At 73.5% G+C, this 15,522-nt stretch carries 14 protein-coding genes; 10 read left to right on the top strand and 4 right to left on the bottom strand.

Annotated elements, in window-relative coordinates; all coding sequences use genetic code 11:
- The coding region (locus E4099_RS16890; protein WP_135339898.1) for a sensor histidine kinase at positions 1 to 1,248 on the top strand (1,248 nt) is incomplete at its 5' end.
- Positions 1,249 to 1,275: 27 nt separating this feature from the next.
- On the opposite strand, the gene E4099_RS16885 is transcribed toward E4099_RS16890, so the two are convergent.
- Entirely contained in the window at positions 1,276 to 2,268 is a 993-nt protein-coding gene (locus E4099_RS16885; protein ID WP_135339897.1) for a TAXI family TRAP transporter solute-binding subunit, read from the bottom strand.
- A gap of 78 nt (positions 2,269 to 2,346) precedes the next feature.
- Here E4099_RS16885 and miaB point away from each other — a divergent pair, with 78 nt between their 5' ends.
- The 3 genes from miaB to E4099_RS16870 are packed head-to-tail and all read left to right on the top strand — an operon-like array spanning position 2,347 to position 4,963.
- Entirely contained in the window at positions 2,347 to 3,837 is a 1,491-nt protein-coding gene (miaB, locus tag E4099_RS16880; RefSeq protein ID WP_135339896.1) for a tRNA (N6-isopentenyl adenosine(37)-C2)-methylthiotransferase MiaB, read from the top strand.
- 22 nt (positions 3,838 to 3,859) lie between these two features.
- On the top strand, positions 3,860 to 4,210 hold the full coding sequence (locus tag E4099_RS16875) for a hypothetical protein (protein WP_135339895.1): 351 nt from the start codon (positions 3,860 to 3,862) through the stop codon (positions 4,208 to 4,210).
- Between the two features lie 42 nt (positions 4,211 to 4,252).
- The gene (locus E4099_RS16870) at positions 4,253 to 4,963 is read left to right on the top strand and encodes a class III extradiol dioxygenase subunit B-like domain-containing protein (RefSeq protein WP_135339894.1); all 711 of its coding nucleotides are present in this window, start codon (positions 4,253 to 4,255) and stop codon (positions 4,961 to 4,963) included.
- A 131-nt stretch (positions 4,964 to 5,094) separates the two neighbouring features.
- Here the strand turns inward: E4099_RS16870 and E4099_RS16865 are convergent, their stop codons facing one another.
- Positions 5,095 to 5,343, bottom strand: coding sequence for an antitoxin (locus E4099_RS16865; protein WP_135339893.1), 249 nt, complete (start codon positions 5,341 to 5,343; stop codon positions 5,095 to 5,097).
- A 24-nt stretch (positions 5,344 to 5,367) separates the two neighbouring features.
- The gene (locus E4099_RS16860; RefSeq protein ID WP_135339892.1) at positions 5,368 to 5,592 is read right to left on the bottom strand and encodes a gliding motility protein; all 225 of its coding nucleotides are present in this window, start codon (positions 5,590 to 5,592) and stop codon (positions 5,368 to 5,370) included.
- Between the two features lie 183 nt (positions 5,593 to 5,775).
- Here E4099_RS16860 and miaA point away from each other — a divergent pair, with 183 nt between their 5' ends.
- The 6 genes from miaA (at position 5,776) to hflX (ending at position 13,772) form a co-directional block, all read left to right on the top strand.
- Entirely contained in the window at positions 5,776 to 6,714 is a 939-nt protein-coding gene (gene miaA / locus E4099_RS16855) for a tRNA (adenosine(37)-N6)-dimethylallyltransferase MiaA (RefSeq protein ID WP_135339891.1), read from the top strand.
- A 104-nt stretch (positions 6,715 to 6,818) separates the two neighbouring features.
- Complete coding sequence (locus E4099_RS16850; protein WP_135339899.1) at positions 6,819 to 7,325, top strand: hypothetical protein; 507 nt, start codon at positions 6,819 to 6,821, stop codon at positions 7,323 to 7,325.
- Between the two features lie 56 nt (positions 7,326 to 7,381).
- Positions 7,382 to 8,254, top strand: a complete 873-nt coding sequence (dapF, locus tag E4099_RS16845) for a diaminopimelate epimerase (protein WP_135339890.1) — start codon at positions 7,382 to 7,384, stop codon at positions 8,252 to 8,254.
- A 173-nt stretch (positions 8,255 to 8,427) separates the two neighbouring features.
- Positions 8,428 to 10,563: a RelA/SpoT family protein gene (locus E4099_RS16835; RefSeq protein WP_135339888.1), complete on the top strand. Its 2,136-nt coding sequence runs from the start codon at positions 8,428 to 8,430 to the stop codon at positions 10,561 to 10,563.
- A gap of 101 nt (positions 10,564 to 10,664) precedes the next feature.
- Positions 10,665 to 12,146: a M1 family metallopeptidase gene (locus E4099_RS16830; protein WP_135339887.1), complete on the top strand. Its 1,482-nt coding sequence runs from the start codon at positions 10,665 to 10,667 to the stop codon at positions 12,144 to 12,146.
- A gap of 135 nt (positions 12,147 to 12,281) precedes the next feature.
- The gene (gene hflX / locus E4099_RS16825) at positions 12,282 to 13,772 is read left to right on the top strand and encodes a GTPase HflX (protein WP_135339886.1); all 1,491 of its coding nucleotides are present in this window, start codon (positions 12,282 to 12,284) and stop codon (positions 13,770 to 13,772) included.
- Between the two features lie 109 nt (positions 13,773 to 13,881).
- Here hflX and E4099_RS16820 read toward each other — a convergent pair whose 3' ends face one another.
- Positions 13,882 to 15,060 carry a trypsin-like serine peptidase gene (locus E4099_RS16820; RefSeq protein ID WP_135339885.1) on the bottom strand — a complete coding sequence of 393 codons (1,179 nt, stop codon included), beginning with the start codon at positions 15,058 to 15,060 and terminating at the stop codon, positions 13,882 to 13,884.
- Between the last annotated feature and the right edge of the window lie 462 nt (positions 15,061 to 15,522).

Below are 15,522 nucleotides of genomic sequence, written 5' to 3'. Positions count from 1 at the left end.
GAGCCCCCGACCATCCCCGACGCCCCGGCCGACGAGCGGCTGACCACCCTCCAGGACGACCTGAACCGCTACTACGAGGTGTACGGCATCCGGGTCGGCGTCTTCCGGCGCGACGGCTCACCACTGGCCCAGGCGCCCGGCGACTGGCGGTTGCCCACCGAAGGGGAGGGCGCGCAGGCCTTCGCCGAAGCGCTGGCCGGACGCCGCAGCCATGACCCGAGCCAGGTCTGGCCCGGGCAGCGGGACCGGCTCACCGTCGCCTCCCCGGTGGTCCGCGACGGCGATGTGGTCTATGTCGTGGTCACCGACTCGCCCACCGGCCCGATGCGCAAGCGCATCCTGCACAGCTGGTTCCTCATCGCGGCCGGCGAGGCGGCGGCCATGCTGGTCGCGGTGGCCGCCGCCATCCGGCTCACCCGCTGGGTCCTGCGCCCGGTGGGCGTCCTGGACGCCGCGGCCCACGGCATCGCCACCGGCCGGATGAACTCCCGGGTGGCCGCCGACTCGGGCCCGCCCGAACTGCGCCGCCTGGCCCGTTCGTTCAACGAGATGGCCGACAACGTCGAGGACGTGCTGGAGCAGCAGCGGGCGTTCGTGGCCGACGCCTCCCACCAGCTGCGCAACCCGCTGGCCGCGCTGCTGCTGCGCATCGAACTCCTCGCCCTGGACCTCCCGGACGGCCACCAGGAGATCGCCTCGGTGCGTACCGAGGGCAAGCGGCTGGCCCAGGTGCTGGACGACCTGCTGGACCTGGCGACGGCCGAACACGCCACCGCCCAGACGTCCCGTACCGACATCGCCGAACTCGCCGCGGACCGGGTCGGTGCCTGGCTCACCCTCGCCGAGCGGAAGGGGGTCGGCCTGGAGTACGCCGGCCCCAAGGCGGCCACCGGCTGGGCCGACCCGATCGCCCTGTCCAGCGCCCTGGACGCGGTGGTCGACAACGCGCTCAAGTTCACCCCGGCCGGCGCCGAGGTCACGGTGGCGGTCGCCGTCGTACCGGAGGCGGAGACGGTCACCGTCACCGTCACCGACGGAGGACCCGGGCTGACCGAGGAGGAGCTGACCCGGGTCGGAGACCGCTTCTGGCGCTCCAACCGGCACCAGAACGTCTCCGGGTCCGGACTGGGACTGTCCATCTCCCGCGCCCTGCTCGCGGCCGGCGGAGCCACCCTTTCCTTCGCGCCGCACGAGCCCACCGGCCTGCGGGTGACCATCACCCTGCCCCGGACCGCCCCTTCCGAGTGACCGGCCGGGACCCCGGCGCAGCGCCTCCTAGGGCTTGACCGAGCGGTAGTAGCGGGCCGCCCCCGCGTGCAGCTGCAGCGGGTCGGTGAAGACCGCGGTCCGCAGGTCCACCCGCTGCGCCGCGTGCACCTCCGCCCCGATCCGGTCCCGACTGCGGATCACCGTGCGGGTCAGCTGCTCGGTCAGCCGGGTGTCCGCGCGGTCGGTGGTCACCAGCAGGTTCGCCACCGCGATGGTCTTCACCGCCTCGCCGCCCAGCCCCATCCGCGGATAGGCGTCCGCGGGCATCACCGCCGCCCGGTAGTAGCGGCTCCGCTCGCCCTGCCGATGAAGCGGCTCGATCAGGTCGGCCAGCGGCACCAGCCGCACCGGCATCCGCTCCGACAGGTCCTGCAGGGCCGCGGTCGGCAGCCCGCCGGACCAGAAGAAGGCGTCCAACTTGCCCTCCCGCGTCAACCGGGTCATCCGGTCGATGCCCACCCGCCGGGCCCGTATGTCACCCATGCCCAGGCCCGCCGCGGTCAGCAGCCGCCGGGTGATCAGCTGGACCCCCGAGCGGTCCTCGCCCACCCCGACCCGCAGCCCCCGCAGATCGCGGGCCGAGCGCACCGCGGAGTCGCGGGGCACCACCAGGTGCATGTAGTCGTCGTACAGCCGCGCGCAGGCGCGCAGCCGGTCCGCCCCCGGTCCGCCCTCGGCGGTGTAGGTGGCGACCGCGTCGGCGGTGGCGATCGCGTACGAGGCGTCCCCGCGCACCAGCCGCTGCACGTTGTCCACCGAGCCCTGGCTGGGCAGCAGCCGCACCGTGACGTCCGGCAGGTCCCGGCGCAGATCGGCGCGGAGCAGCGTGCCGTACTTCTCGTACACGCCGGTGGACACGCCGGTGGACAGCACCACCCGGCCGGACGGCCGCGAGGTGCCGCCCAGTGGCAGCAGCCACCACAGCAGCAGCGCCACGACCACGGCGGCGGTCGCGGACTGGAGCGCGCGGCGGCGGGAGCGCGGGGATACGTCGGACATGGCCCAGATCCTGCCAGCACTCGCTCCGACAAGGGAGAGGCGAGGGGGTGAGACGAACACGTACCCTGGTCGACTGAGATGAGTGCGAAGACTTACGAGGTGCGCACCTACGGGTGCCAGATGAACGTCCACGACTCCGAGCGGCTGTCCGGCCTGCTGGAGGGCGCCGGCTATGTGCGGGCGCCCGAAGGCACGGCGGAGGGCGAGGCGGACGTCATCGTCTTCAACACCTGCGCGGTGCGGGAGAACGCCGACAACCGGCTCTACGGCAACCTCGGCCGCCTGGCCCCGATGAAGGCCAAGCGGCCCGGGATGCAGATCGCGGTCGGCGGCTGCCTGGCGCAGAAGGACCGCGACACCATCGTCAAGCGCGCCCCCTGGGTGGACGTGGTGTTCGGCACCCACAACATCGGCAAGCTGCCGGTGCTGCTGGAGCGCGCCCGGATCCAGGAAGAGGCGCAGGTCGAGATCGCCGAGTCGCTGGAGGCCTTCCCCTCCACGCTGCCCACCCGCCGTGAGTCGGCGTACGCGGCCTGGGTCTCGATCTCCGTCGGCTGCAACAACACCTGCACCTTCTGCATCGTGCCGGCGCTGCGCGGCAAGGAGAAGGACCGGCGCCCCGGCGACATCCTCGCCGAGGTGGAGGCGCTGGTCGCCGAGGGCGTCACCGAGATCACCCTGCTCGGTCAGAACGTCAACGCGTACGGCTCGGACATCGGCGACCGGGAGGCGTTCTCCAAGCTGCTGCGCGCCTGCGGCCGGATCGAGGGCCTGGAGCGCGTCCGCTTCACCTCGCCGCACCCGCGCGACTTCACCGACGACGTCATCGCGGCCATGGCCGAGACCGAGAACGTGATGCCGCAGCTGCACATGCCGCTGCAGTCCGGTTCGGACACCGTGCTGCGGGCGATGCGCCGCTCCTACCGCCAGGACCGCTTCCTGGGCATCATCGAGAAGGTGCGCGCCGCCATCCCGCACGCCGCCATCTCCACCGACATCATCGTGGGCTTCCCCGGCGAGACCGAGGAGGACTTCGAGCAGACCCTGCACGTGGTGCGCGAGGCCCGGTTCGCCCAGGCGTTCACCTTCCAGTACTCCAAGCGGCCCGGCACCCCGGCCGCCGAGATGGACGGGCAGATCCCCAAGGAGGTCGTCCAGGCGCGCTACGAGCGGCTGGTCGCCCTCCAGGAGGAGATCTCCTGGGAGGAGAACAAGAAGCAGGTCGGCCGCACCCTGGAGCTGATGGTCGCCGAGGGCGAGGGCCGCAAGGACGACGCCACCCGGCGGCTGTCCGGCCGCGCCCCCGACAACCGGCTGGTGCACTTCGAGCGGCCCGCGGAACCGGTGCGCCCGGGTGACATGGTGACCGTGGAGATCACCTACGCCGCCCCGCACCACCTGCTCGCCGAGGGCCCGCCCCTGGCGGTACGGCGCACCCGCGCCGGCGACGCCTGGGAGAAGCGGAACGCGGCCCCGGCGCAGCAGCCGGCCGGTGTGATGCTGGGCCTGCCCACCATCGGCGCCCCGGCCCCGAGCCCGGCACCGGCGGCGGGCTGCGGCTGCGACTGACGACCGAGGGGGGGGACGTCCCATGGCCCGGTGGGGGCTGATCGCCGAGACCAGTGAGCGCTGGGGCGAGGGGAGGAGCTGGACGGCGACCGTCCTGGGCTACGCCGAGGGCACCCGCGAGTCGGCCCTGCGGGAGCTGGAGCGGCACGCCCGGGAGCGCATCCCCGCCCCCGGGCGGCGCACGCCGCGGGTCCGGTTCTTCCGCCAGGAGGACGGTTTCCTGATGATCGTCAGGGAGGGCATCCAGACCCGTTACACGGTGGCGGAGCTGCTGTACGACAGCGAGGCGCCCCCGCCGGAGCCGGAGGTTCCCCTCGACGCGGACGGCGTGCCGGTCACCCCCTCCTGGCTCCGACGCGGCGACCTGCCCTGATCCCGGGCCGCCGGCCACCCCTCGCCTTGTAAGGTGCCGATCATGCTCGTAGCCGCCGCCGTATGCCCCTGCCCGCCGCTGCTGGTGCCCGAGGTCGCCGCCGGGGCGGCACCGGAGCTGGACCCGCTGCGCGCCGCCTGCCGTGACGCGGTCGCGGTGCTCGCCGCGGCCCGGCCCGACCGGCTGGTCGTCCTCGGCCCGGTGGCCCAGGACGCCGAGGACCGGTATCCGCAGGGAACCGCGGGATCCTTCCGGGGCTTCGGGGTGGAGCTGGCCGTCCGGCTGGGCGAGGGCGAGCCGGAGCGGAGCCGGGAGCTGCCGCCTTCCCTGGCGGTGGCCGCCTGGCTGCTGGAGGGCGCCCGCTGGGCCGCGGCGCCGGTGGAGGGGCTCGGGGTGCCCGAGTCGCTGGCCGCGGCGGACTGCGCCCGGCGGGGACGGGAGCTGGCGACCGGTGCCGACCGGCTCGCCCTGCTGGTGATGGGCGACGGCAGCGCCTGCCGCACCCTGAAGGCCCCGGGCTATCTGGACGAGCGCGCGACCGCCTTCGACGCGGCGGTGGCACGCGCCCTGGGCACGGCCGACACCGCGGCGCTGGCCGGTTTGGACGCCGGCCTGGCGGGCGAACTGCGGGTGGCGGGCCGGGCGCCGTGGCAGGTACTGGCGGGCGCGGCCGAAGGGGCGGCGCTGACCGGCGGCCTGCTCCACGAGGAGGCGCCGTACGGCGTGGGTTACTTCACCGCCGTCTGGACCTGAGGACCGCCCGGCGACGCCCGGCGGCCGTGCGGTGGGCGTACCGCTCACCGATCCCCCCGCCGGGGGATGACGCACGCGGCGATGGCCGCGGAGCGTGTGCTCCGCGGCCACCGTCTCGAGGTCGGCCGAGGTCAGGCCCCAGGGGCGGGCCCCGTGCCGGTACCGCCGGTGTCCTTGCGGGAGAGGCGGCCGATGGCGTCCTTGGCCTTGCCGGTGCCGGAGTCGATCCGATCGCTGTACTTGCCCTTGGTCGTGGAGTCGACCTTCCTGGCGGCCTTGTCGAGCCCTCGTCCGATCTGGTCCTCGTGCTGCTGCACGAAATCGCCGGCCTTGTCCTTCACCCGACCGGTCTTGGCCTTGAGAGTGTCCAGCAAGCCCATGAGCCACCTTCCCTGATCAGCGAACTACTGGCGGGCGCTCTCGCCGGCCTCGCTGTCGGCCGCCTCATCGGCGCTCGGCTGCTTGGGAATCTCCACGCCCTCACCGGCCGGCGCCTTCCCGTCCGGCTCCGCCGCCTCCACGGCGTCGTCAGAGTCGGCGACCGCCGATTCCTCCGTCCGAGTGCTGGCGGCGACCTCCTCGGTTGACGCATCGGACTTACGACGGCGAAACCGTGCAAATACGCCCATTAGCTACTCCCTACCCTACTCGTGTGGGCGAAATCCCGTGCTGCGCGGGGCGCCCCAATGCGCCGCTCGTCGATCCGGTGCCTGCAACCGGCCCACGGAACCTCCGAACGGGCAACGACCCCGCCGCCGGTCCGTCACGTCGCTCGTTCGAGGAGCCACCGCGGTGTTTGCGAGACTGTTCCCGTGAACAGCGCAGTTCCTCCTCCCCGAGTCATCGCCGTCGTCGGGCCCACCGCGGCCGGAAAGTCCGACCTGGGCGTGACCCTGGCCCGCCACCTCGGCGGCGAGGTCGTCAACGCCGACTCCATGCAGCTCTACCGCGGCATGGACATCGGCACCGCCAAACTGACCGCCGCCGAGCAAGGGGGCGTACCGCACCGGCTGCTGGACATCTGGGACGTCACCTGGACCGCCAGCGTCGCCGAGTACCAGCGGCTGGCCCGAGCCGAGATCGACCGGCTGCTCGCCGAGGGCCGCACCCCCGTGCTGGTCGGCGGATCCGGGCTGTACGTCCGCGGCGCCATCGACGCGCTGGAGTTCCCCGGCACCGACCCCGGGGTACGGGCCCGGCTGGAGGACGAGCTGGCCGAGCGGGGCCCCGGCGCCCTGCACGCCCGGCTGGCCGCCGCCGACCCCGAGGCCGCCCGCGCCATCCTGCCGAGCAACGGTCGGCGGGTGGTGCGCGCCCTGGAGGTCATCGAGATCACCGGCCGCCCCTTCACCGCCAACCTCCCCGGCCACGAGGCGGTCTACGACACCCTGCAGATCGGCGTCGACGTCGCCCGGCCGGAACTCGACGAGCGGATCGCCCGGCGAGTGGACCGCATGTGGGAGGCCGGACTGGTCGAGGAGGTGCGCCGACTGGAAGCGGAAGGCCTGCGCTCGGGCCGCACCGCCGCCCGCGCGCTCGGCTACCAGCAGGTGCTCGCCGCGCTGGCGGGCGAGTGCACCGAGGACGCGGCCCGCGCCGAGACGGTGCGCGCCACCAAGCGCTTCGCACGCCGCCAGGACTCCTGGTTCCGCCGCGACCCCCGGGTGCACTGGCTCAGCGGCGCCGCCGCCGACCGGGAGGAACTCCAGGCCCGGGCGCTGGCGTTGGTCGAACGAGCGGTCACAGCCTGATCACGTGATGGCATCGGGACGCTCCGGTTGTCAATGGCGCCCCCGTCCCCATGCCATCATCGACCTCGATCGTGCCGTATCTGGAGTTGGGAGGGCGGGTGGCGATGGAGGCCGGCCCTCGCGACACTTCACCGCAGCCGGGTGAACCGGAGACGCTGCTCCCCCAGTCGCCCGACGCGGAGAACGCGCCCGGCGAGCCCGTCGGCGAGGGGCTGCTGGACGACCCGGTCGGCCTGGACGGCGACCCGGAGGACGACGCCCCGGCCAAGCCGCGCGAGTCCTTCCGCGACCTGCGCCCGCCGCGCCGGATGCGGATCTGGCAGATCGCCCCGATCGTGGCCCTGGCCATCCTCGGATCCCTGATGTTCGCCTTCCCGCTGGCCTTCGAGTTCGGCGACGGCGGCGCGGTGGTGGCCATGCTCGGCCTGCTGCTCAGCTGCTGCGCGGCCGGCTGGGGGCTGATGGCGGCCCGGCGGGTCGGCTACACCTGGCCCGGACTGCCGCCGCGCGGCTCCGGACGCCGACCGGACTGGCGGTTCGTGCTGCTCTACGTCGCGATCGTGGCCATGCTGGCGGCGCTGGCGATCTGGCGGGTCGCCCGGCTGCGCTGAGGGCCCCGCCGCCCGCGCGAACGGGCGAACCGCCGGCGGCCCCGTAAGATCGAAGGGTGACCAGTACGCGACCCCTCCGCTTCCTCAAGGGCCACGGCACCGAGAACGACTTCGTGATCGTTCCCGACCCGGACGGCACCTTGGACCTGACCGCCGCCGACGTCGCCCGGCTGTGCGACCGCCGCGCCGGGATCGGTGGCGACGGGGTGCTGCGCGTGGTGCGGACCGCGGCCCACCCCGAGGTGCGGGAGCTGGCCGGCGAGGCCGAGTGGTTCATGGACTACCGCAACAGCGACGGCTCGATCGCCGAGATGTGCGGCAACGGCACCCGGGTGTTCGCGGCCTACCTGCACCACGCCGGGCTCGCTCCGTACGGCGATGTGGCGATCGCCACCCGGGCCGGGGTCAAGCGGGCGCACCTGGCCAAGGACGGCTCCGTGACGGTCGCCATGGGGCGCGTGCGGCTCCCCTCGGAGCAGGTCACGGTCACCGTCGGCGAGCACAGCTGGCCCGCCCGCAACGTGAACATGGGCAACCCGCACGCGGTCGCCTTCGTCGAGGACCTGGCGCAGGCGGGCGAGCTGCGCTCCGAGCCCCTCTTCCAGCCCGCGGAGGTCTACCCGAGCGGCGTCAACATCGAGTTCGTCGTGGACCGGGGCCCGGGCCATGTGGCCATGCGGGTCCACGAGCGGGGCTCGGGGGAGACCCGGTCCTGCGGCACCGGCGCCTGCGCGGTGGCGGTCGCCGCCGCCCGCCGGGACGGCGCGGACCCGGCGGTCACCGGCGTCCCCGCCACGTACACCGTGGACGTGCTCGGCGGCAGCCTGGTGATCAGCGAGCTGCCGGACGGCACCGTGGAGATGACCGGCCCCGCCGTGATCGTCGCCGAGGGCGTCCTGGACCCCGCCTGGCGGGGCGATCTCGACTGAGGCTGCGGCCGGCCCTCCGCCCGTAACCGAGTTTCCGCGGAAATAACTCGCTCGAATGGGTGATCCGTTTCACTCCCGGCGAGAGCCGGTCGGCCGTGCGTGGTGGGCTCGGTAGCATCAAGCACCGGCCCCCGGGGCGAGCCCACGCCGGTCTACCCTGCCGGAGGTGCCCCATGAGCGCAGAGGCCACGGAACACGCCGCGCTCGGCCGCAGGCGCGGCCTCCCCCGTATCGATCTGCACAACATCCGCCGGTTCGGCAGGAGCGCCCTGCTCGGACCGGCCTCCCGGGACCGGCTGCCGGACGCCATCGAACACATCGCCAAGGTGCACCGCGGCCACCACCCGGGCGCCGAGCTCGATGTGCTGCGGCAGGCGTACGTCCTGGCCGAGTCCTCGCACCGGGGCCAGACGCGCAAGAGCGGCGAGCCGTACATCACCCACCCGCTGGCGGTCACCCTGATCCTGGCCGAACTCGGCGCCGAGACCACGACCTTGACGGCCTCCCTGCTGCACGACACCGTCGAGGACACCGATGTGACCCTGGATCAGGTGCGCGAGCAGTTCGGCGAGGAGGTCCGCTACCTCGTCGACGGCGTCACCAAGCTGGAGAAGGTCGACTACGGTGCCGCCGCCGAGCCCGAGACGTTCCGCAAGATGCTCGTCGCCACCGGCAACGACGTCCGGGTGATGTCCATCAAGCTCGCCGACCGGCTGCACAACATGCGCACCCTGGGCGTGATGCGGCCGGAGAAGCAGGCCCGGATCGCCAAGGTCACCCGCGACGTGCTGATCCCGCTCGCCGAACGGCTCGGGGTCCAGGCCCTCAAGACCGAGCTGGAGGACCTGGCCTTCGCCATCCTCCACCCCGAGGAGTACCTGCGGACCCGGGAGCTGGTCCACGACCACGCCGGCCGCCCGGACCCGCTGGCCAAGGTCGCCGAGGAGGTGCGCGCCGTGCTGCACGAGGCGGGCATCGCCGCCGAAGTAGCCGTCCGGCCGCGGCACTTCGTCTCCGTCCACCGGGTGCGCGTCAAACGCGGCGAACTGACCGGGCTCGACCTCGGACGGCTCCTGGTCCTGGTCGCCGAGAACGCCGACTGCTACGCGGTCCTGGGCGAGCTGCACACCTGCTTCACCCCGGTGATCGCGGAGTTCAAGGACTTCATCGCGGTCCCCAAGTTCAACCTCTACCAGTCGCTGCACACCGCCGTGGCGGGCCCGGACGGCAGGGTGGCCGAAGTCCTCATCCGCACCCACCAGATGCACCGGGTGGCCGAGGCCGGCGTGGTGGCGCTCGGCAATCCGTACGCGCCCGGCGCGGGCGACCCCGGCGCCGCCCCGGACGGCGAGCGCACCGACCCCACCCGCCCCGGCTGGCTCTCCCGGCTGCTCGACTGGCAGCGCGCCACCCCCGACCCGGACGCCTTCTGGAGCTCGCTCCGCGACGACCTCGCCCAGGACCGGGAGATCACCGTCTTCCGCGCCGACGGCGGCACCCTGGGCCTGCCCGCCGGCGCCAGCTGCGTGGACGCCGCCTACGCCCAGCACGGCGAGGCCGCCCACGCCTGCATCGGCGCCCGGGTCAACGGCCGGCTCGCCTCCCTGGGCACCGTGCTGCGCGACGGGGACACCCTGCAACTGCTGATGGCGCGCGAGGCCGCCGCCTCCGGCCCGTCCCCGCAGTGGCTCGACCACGCCCGTACCCCGGCCGCGCGGATCGCCATCACCCGGTGGCTGGCCGCCCACCCGGCCCCCGCGGACGGACCGGCCGCCGCCGGCCCCGCACCGGACCGACCGGTCAGCGCCGGACCCGCCGGCGCGGACCGCCGCGAGCCCGGCGCGATCACCGATCTGCCCGGCGCCCCGGTGCGGCTGGCCGGCTGCTGCACCCCGGTGCCGCCGGACGAGGTCACCGGGTTCGCGGTGCGCGGCGGCGCGGTCACCGTCCACCGCGCCGAGTGCCCGGCGGGGGCCCGGATGGCCGCGGCGGGCCGCCGGCAGGTGGGCGTGCGCTGGCGGACCCGGGACACCGACCCGGTGGCCGCCGACTACCGGGTGACCCTCTGCGCCGAGGCGTTCAGCCGCCCCCACCTGCTCGCCGACCTCACCGAGGCCATCGCCGCCGAGGGGGCGGCCGTGGTCTCCGCGGCCGTGGAACCCCCGTACGAGCAGCGGGTGCGGCACACCTACACCCTCCAACTGCCGGACGCCGGCCGGCTGCAGCAGCTGATCCGCGCCATGCGCCGGGTGCCCGGGGTCTACGACGTCACCCGGTCCGGCCGGCACACGGCGCCCGCCGGCGGCTGACCACCCGCCGCCCGTCGCGCCGACACCGCCGGCGGCCCCGATCGAGTGGAATCCGGCCTCCGCACCGCGTGGCGTCGAGTGGACGCTGGTACCGGTAGCGCATGCCGCACACCTCCGCTCGCCGCCGGGCGGTCCACCGCAGCCTCGCCCTGGGCGTCGCCGCGCTGGCCGCCCTCGCCGCCGCCCCCTCCACACCGCCCAAGCCACTGGGCATCGGTGACCGGCTCTTCCCGTACCTTGGCAACCCCGGCTACGACGTCCTGAACTACGACATCGGCCTCCGGTACCACGGCAACGACCGGCCCTTGGACGCGGTGACCACGATCAGCGCGCGGGCCACCGCCGGCCTGCACCGGCTCAATCTGGACTTCACCCACGGCACCGTGCGGTCCATCACGGTGGACGGGCGGCGCGCCTCCTTCGCCACCGCCGACCAGGACCTGGTGATCACCCCTCGGTCCCCGCTGCGCTCCGGAGACCGCTTCAAGGTCGTCGTCCGGCACACCAGCGACCCGCGCGGCCCGGCCCGCGGCGGCTGGGTGCGGACCCAGGACGGGCTGGTCATGGCCAACCAGGCCAACGCGGCGCACCGCGTCTTCCCCTGCAACGACCACCCCTCGGACAAGGCGGGCCTCACCTTCCGGGTCACCGCCCCGAAGGACCTCACCGTGGTGGCCGGCGGACACCGGCTGAGCCGGCACCGGCACGGCGCCCAGACCACCTGGGTCTACCGCAGCGGACACCCGGTGGCCACCGAGCTGGCCCAGCTGTCCATCGGCCGCTCCACCGTCGTCCGCCACACCGGACCCGGCCGGGTGCCCCTGCGCGACGTGGTCCCCACCGCCCGGCGGGCCGAGCTCGACCCGTGGCTGCGCCGCACCCCCGAGCAGCTGTCCTGGCTCCAGCACCGGCTCGGCCGCTATCCCTTCGAGAACTACGGGCTGCTGGTCGCCGAGGCCAGCACCGGTTTCGAGCTGGAGACCCAGACCCTGTCGCTGTTCGAGCACGACCTGTTCACCACCGCCAAACTGCCCCGCTGGTACGTCGAGTCGGTCATGCTGCACGAACTCTCCCACCAGTGGTTCGGCGACAGCGTCAGCCCGCGCAGCTGGTCCGACCTGTGGCTCAACGAGGGCCATGCCAGCTGGTACGAGGCGCTCTACGCCGAGCGGGTGGGCGGGCCCTCGCTGGAGAAGCGGATGCGGGCCGCCTACGGGCACTCGGACGCCTGGCGCGCCCAGGCCGGGCCGCCCGCCCGGCTCAAGGCGGCCGACCCGGGCCACCAGGTCGCGATCTTCCAACCGGTGGTCTACGACGGCGCCGCGCTGGCGCTGTACGCGCTGCGGCAGGAGATCGGCCGCCCCGCGTTCGAGCGCCTGGAGCGGGAGTGGGTGCGGCGCCACCGGGACGGGACGGCCGGCACCGCCGACTTCATCCGGCTGGCCTCGCGCACCGCCGGCCGCGACCTGTCCGGCTTCCTGCGACCCTGGCTGTACGGGACGAAGACGCCCCCGATGCCCGGCCACCCCGACTGGAAGCCGACCGCGGAGGACACGGCGGCGGGCACCCCGAAACCCGAGTGACGCGCGGCCTGGGGCATGGGACCATCGTCAGGTGGCGACGCGGCGGCGCCCCGGGAATCCTCGGACCGCGCCGGACGTTGTCCCAGCAGGACCGATATCGGAACACCGACAGCTTCCCACGACGTAAGGATCGCATTGACCTTCTCCTCTTCCCTTCCGCAGGAACGGCAGCGACTCGCCGACAGCCTTCGGGCCGACGCCCTGATGGAAGAGGACGTCGCCTGGAGTCAGGAGATCGACGAGGAGCGTGACGGCGACCAGTACGACCGCTCCGAGCGGGCCGCGCTGCGCAGGGTCGCCGGCCTTTCCACCGAGCTCGAGGACGTCACCGAGGTCGAGTACCGCCAGCTCCGCCTGGAGCGGGTCGTACTCGTCGGCGTGTGGACGTCCGGCACGGTCCAGGACGCAGAGAACTCCCTGGCCGAGCTGGCGGCGCTCGCCGAGACCGCCGGCGCCCTGGTGCTGGACGGTGTCATCCAGCGCCGCGACAAGCCCGACCCGGCCACCTACATCGGCTCCGGCAAGGCCCAGGAGCTGCGGGACGTCGTGCTGGAGACGGCGGCCGACACCGTGGTGTGCGACGGTGAGCTCAGCCCGGGGCAGCTGATCCACCTGGAGGATGTCGTCAAGGTCAAGGTGGTCGACCGGACCGCCCTGATCCTGGACATCTTCGCCCAGCACGCAAAGTCCCGAGAGGGCAAGGCCCAGGTCTCCCTGGCACAGATGCAGTACATGCTGCCGAGGCTGCGCGGCTGGGGCCAGTCGCTGTCCCGGCAGATGGGTGGCGGTGGCTCCGGTTCCTCGGGCGGCGGCATGGCCACCCGCGGTCCCGGTGAGACCAAGATCGAGACCGACCGGCGGCGCATCCGCGAGAAGATGGCCAAGATGCGCCGGGAGATCGCCGAGATGAAGACCGGCCGCGACATCAAGCGGCAGGAGCGGCGGCGCAACAAGGTTCCCTCGGTCGCCATCGCCGGCTACACCAACGCCGGGAAGTCCTCCCTGCTCAACCGGCTCACCGGCGCGGGCGTGCTGGTGGAGAACGCGCTGTTCGCCACCCTGGACCCGACCGTCCGCCGGGCCGAGACGCCCAGCGGGCGGACCTACACCCTCGCGGACACCGTCGGATTCGTCCGGCACCTGCCGCACCACCTGGTCGAGGCGTTCCGCTCCACCATGGAGGAGGTCGGCGACGCCGACCTGATCCTGCACGTGGTGGACGGCTCGCACCCCGTCCCGGAGGAGCAGCTGGCCGCGGTGCGCGAGGTCATCCGTGACGTGGGCGCCCTGGACGTGCCCGAGATCGTGGTGATCAACAAGGCGGACGCGGCCGATCCGGTCGTCCTGCAGCGGCTGCTGCGGGTCGAGAAGCGCTCCATCGCGGTGTCCGCCCGCAGCGGCCAGGGCATCGATGAGCTGCTGGCCCTGATCGACCAGGAGCTGCCGCGGCCCGAGGTCGAGGTGTCCGCCCTGGTGCCGTACACCCACGGCAAGCTGATCGCCCGGGCTCACGCCGAGGGCGAGGTGCTCTCCGAGGAGCACACCGGGGAGGGCACCCTGCTCAAGGCCCGGGTGCACCAGGAGCTGGCCGCCGAGCTCCAGCCGTTCGTCCCCGCCTCCGCCTGACGGCGCGGGCACCGGAACGCCGAAAGGCCCGCCCCTCGGGGCGGGCCTTTCGGCGTTCCACGGACACGCCCGCTGAGCCGCCGACTCACCGGACGCGGGGCGGCGCCCCCTAGGAGCCGCTCCCGGCGAACTTCTTGCTCACCGCGTTGTAGACCCCCTTGGCCTCCGGCCCCAGGTGCGGTCCGGCCAGCCAGGTGGCCGTGTTCGGGCCTATCGAGGTGTTGGAGACCAGCGCGAGCTTGCCATCCGGGCCCTTGGCGACCCAGCCGCCACCGGAGGAGCCCGCCGTCATCCGGCAGCCGATCCGGTACATCGTGGGCTGCGCGCTGTCCAGCGAGAGCCGGCCGGGCCGGTCCGCGCACTGGTACATCTTCTGGCCGTCGAACGGCGGCGCGGCCGGGTAGCCGGTGGCCGTGATACCGCTGATCGACTTCACCTGCGGAGCGTCGAAGTTGACCGGCAGCGCCCCGCCGACCGCCTCCTCCAGGGACTGGCCGCTGCCCCCCTCGGGCTTCACGTGCAGCACCGCGAAGTCGTACGGGGCACCCTTGCCGCCCACACTGGCACCCATGTCGATCCACTGGGAGGAGGTCTGCGCCCAGTCCGCCCACCAGACGCCCTTGGGCGCCAGCTCCTCGCGGGTGGCGTGCTCCAGCTCGGCCGCCGACTTGCCCGCGGCGTTGTACGAGGGGACGAAGGCGAGGTTCTTGTACCAGCCGCCGGACGCACCGGCGTGCACGCAGTGGCCGGCGGTCCACACCAGATTCGACTTGCCCGGGTGCGCCGGGTCCTGGACCACGGTCGCCGAGCAGACCATGGCCCCCTCGGGGCCGTCGAAGAAGACCTTGCCCGCCTCGGGGACCGCCGCGCTGTACGGGGCGTCGACCTCCTGGGCGTCCACCGGAGCCGGATCAGGGTCGGTGACGCCCTGGTCGCCGGAGAGGTCCTCCTCCTCGACCGGCTTGTCGGGCTCCTGAGCATCCTTCATCCGGTCCGGCTTCCACAGGTCCTTGATGATCGGGTTGATGAACTGCCCGGCCTCCCGGAGCCACTTGTCCTTGTCCCAGTTGTCCCAGGCGCCCTTCTTCCACTTGTCGAGATCGATGTGCAGATCCTTCAACGCCTGGTCGAAGTCGTCCGGCAGAGAGATGTCCGCCGTGCTCTGCTGATCCGAGGAGGCGGACGGACTGGGGCCCGCGTTGTCGTCCTCCGGACCGCAGGCGGCGGCGGTCATCGCCAGCACTGCGGCGGCTGCCGCCGCCACGGCGGTTCGGGCTATGGAACGCATCGGTGGAATTCCCCCTGAGAGGCTCTCGACTGCTGACGCTGTGCGGTGGGCCTGCCACGGCGCCGCCCCGCACAAGGTGATCCCCCACTATGCCGGTGGAGGGTAAGACGGTCACAGCCGGGTGCGCGGTTCCCGTCCCGCCAAGCGATCTGCCCTACGGCCGTGATCCACCGCCCTGAGCGTCGTTGATACCGACGGGGGACCGGCGGAGCGCGTTCACGCGTCCGCTCCACGCATCAGCAGGAGGGCCCACTCCCGTGGCAGCGACCCAACTCCCGTCGGCCGGGCGGCCGCCAGGCCCCGCGTCGAGCCCCTTGTGGGAGGTGCCCGGAGGCAGGCGCCCCCATCCGCCCCGCACCGCCGCGAAGGAGGAAAGCGCCCGCCACCGGCCCGACCGCCACGACGGGCACGCCACCGCCATGCACGACCCAGCCGAGCCCGTCGTCCCCCACCGCGCCGCCC

It is taken from the genome of Streptomyces palmae (assembly GCF_004684805.1).
In the GTDB taxonomy this organism is placed as follows: Bacteria; Actinomycetota; Actinomycetes; order Streptomycetales; family Streptomycetaceae; genus Streptomyces; species Streptomyces palmae.
Note: the sequence above shows the minus strand (reverse complement) of the source record. Positions and strands in the feature narration are given on the sequence as shown.

Bases quoted from the DNA above. Each gene is read 5' to 3' on its own strand.
- E4099_RS16830 (WP_135339887.1), top strand. From the start codon at position 10,665: ATGCCGCACACCTCCGCTCGCCGCCGGGCGGTCCACCGCAGCCTCGCC.
- miaB (WP_135339896.1), top strand. From the start codon at position 2,347: ATGAGTGCGAAGACTTACGAGGTGCGCACCTACGGGTGCCAGATGAAC.
- E4099_RS16870 (WP_135339894.1), top strand. From the start codon at position 4,253: ATGCTCGTAGCCGCCGCCGTATGCCCCTGCCCGCCGCTGCTGGTGCCC.
- E4099_RS16860 (WP_135339892.1), bottom strand. From the start codon at position 5,592: ATGGGCGTATTTGCACGGTTTCGCCGTCGTAAGTCCGATGCGTCAACC.
- E4099_RS16835 (WP_135339888.1), top strand. From the start codon at position 8,428: ATGAGCGCAGAGGCCACGGAACACGCCGCGCTCGGCCGCAGGCGCGGC.
- E4099_RS16850 (WP_135339899.1), top strand. From the start codon at position 6,819: ATGGAGGCCGGCCCTCGCGACACTTCACCGCAGCCGGGTGAACCGGAG.
- E4099_RS16820 (WP_135339885.1), bottom strand. From the start codon at position 15,060: ATGCGTTCCATAGCCCGAACCGCCGTGGCGGCGGCAGCCGCCGCAGTG.
- E4099_RS16865 (WP_135339893.1), bottom strand. From the start codon at position 5,343: ATGGGCTTGCTGGACACTCTCAAGGCCAAGACCGGTCGGGTGAAGGAC.
- E4099_RS16885 (WP_135339897.1), bottom strand. From the start codon at position 2,268: ATGTCCGACGTATCCCCGCGCTCCCGCCGCCGCGCGCTCCAGTCCGCG.
- E4099_RS16875 (WP_135339895.1), top strand. From the start codon at position 3,860: ATGGCCCGGTGGGGGCTGATCGCCGAGACCAGTGAGCGCTGGGGCGAG.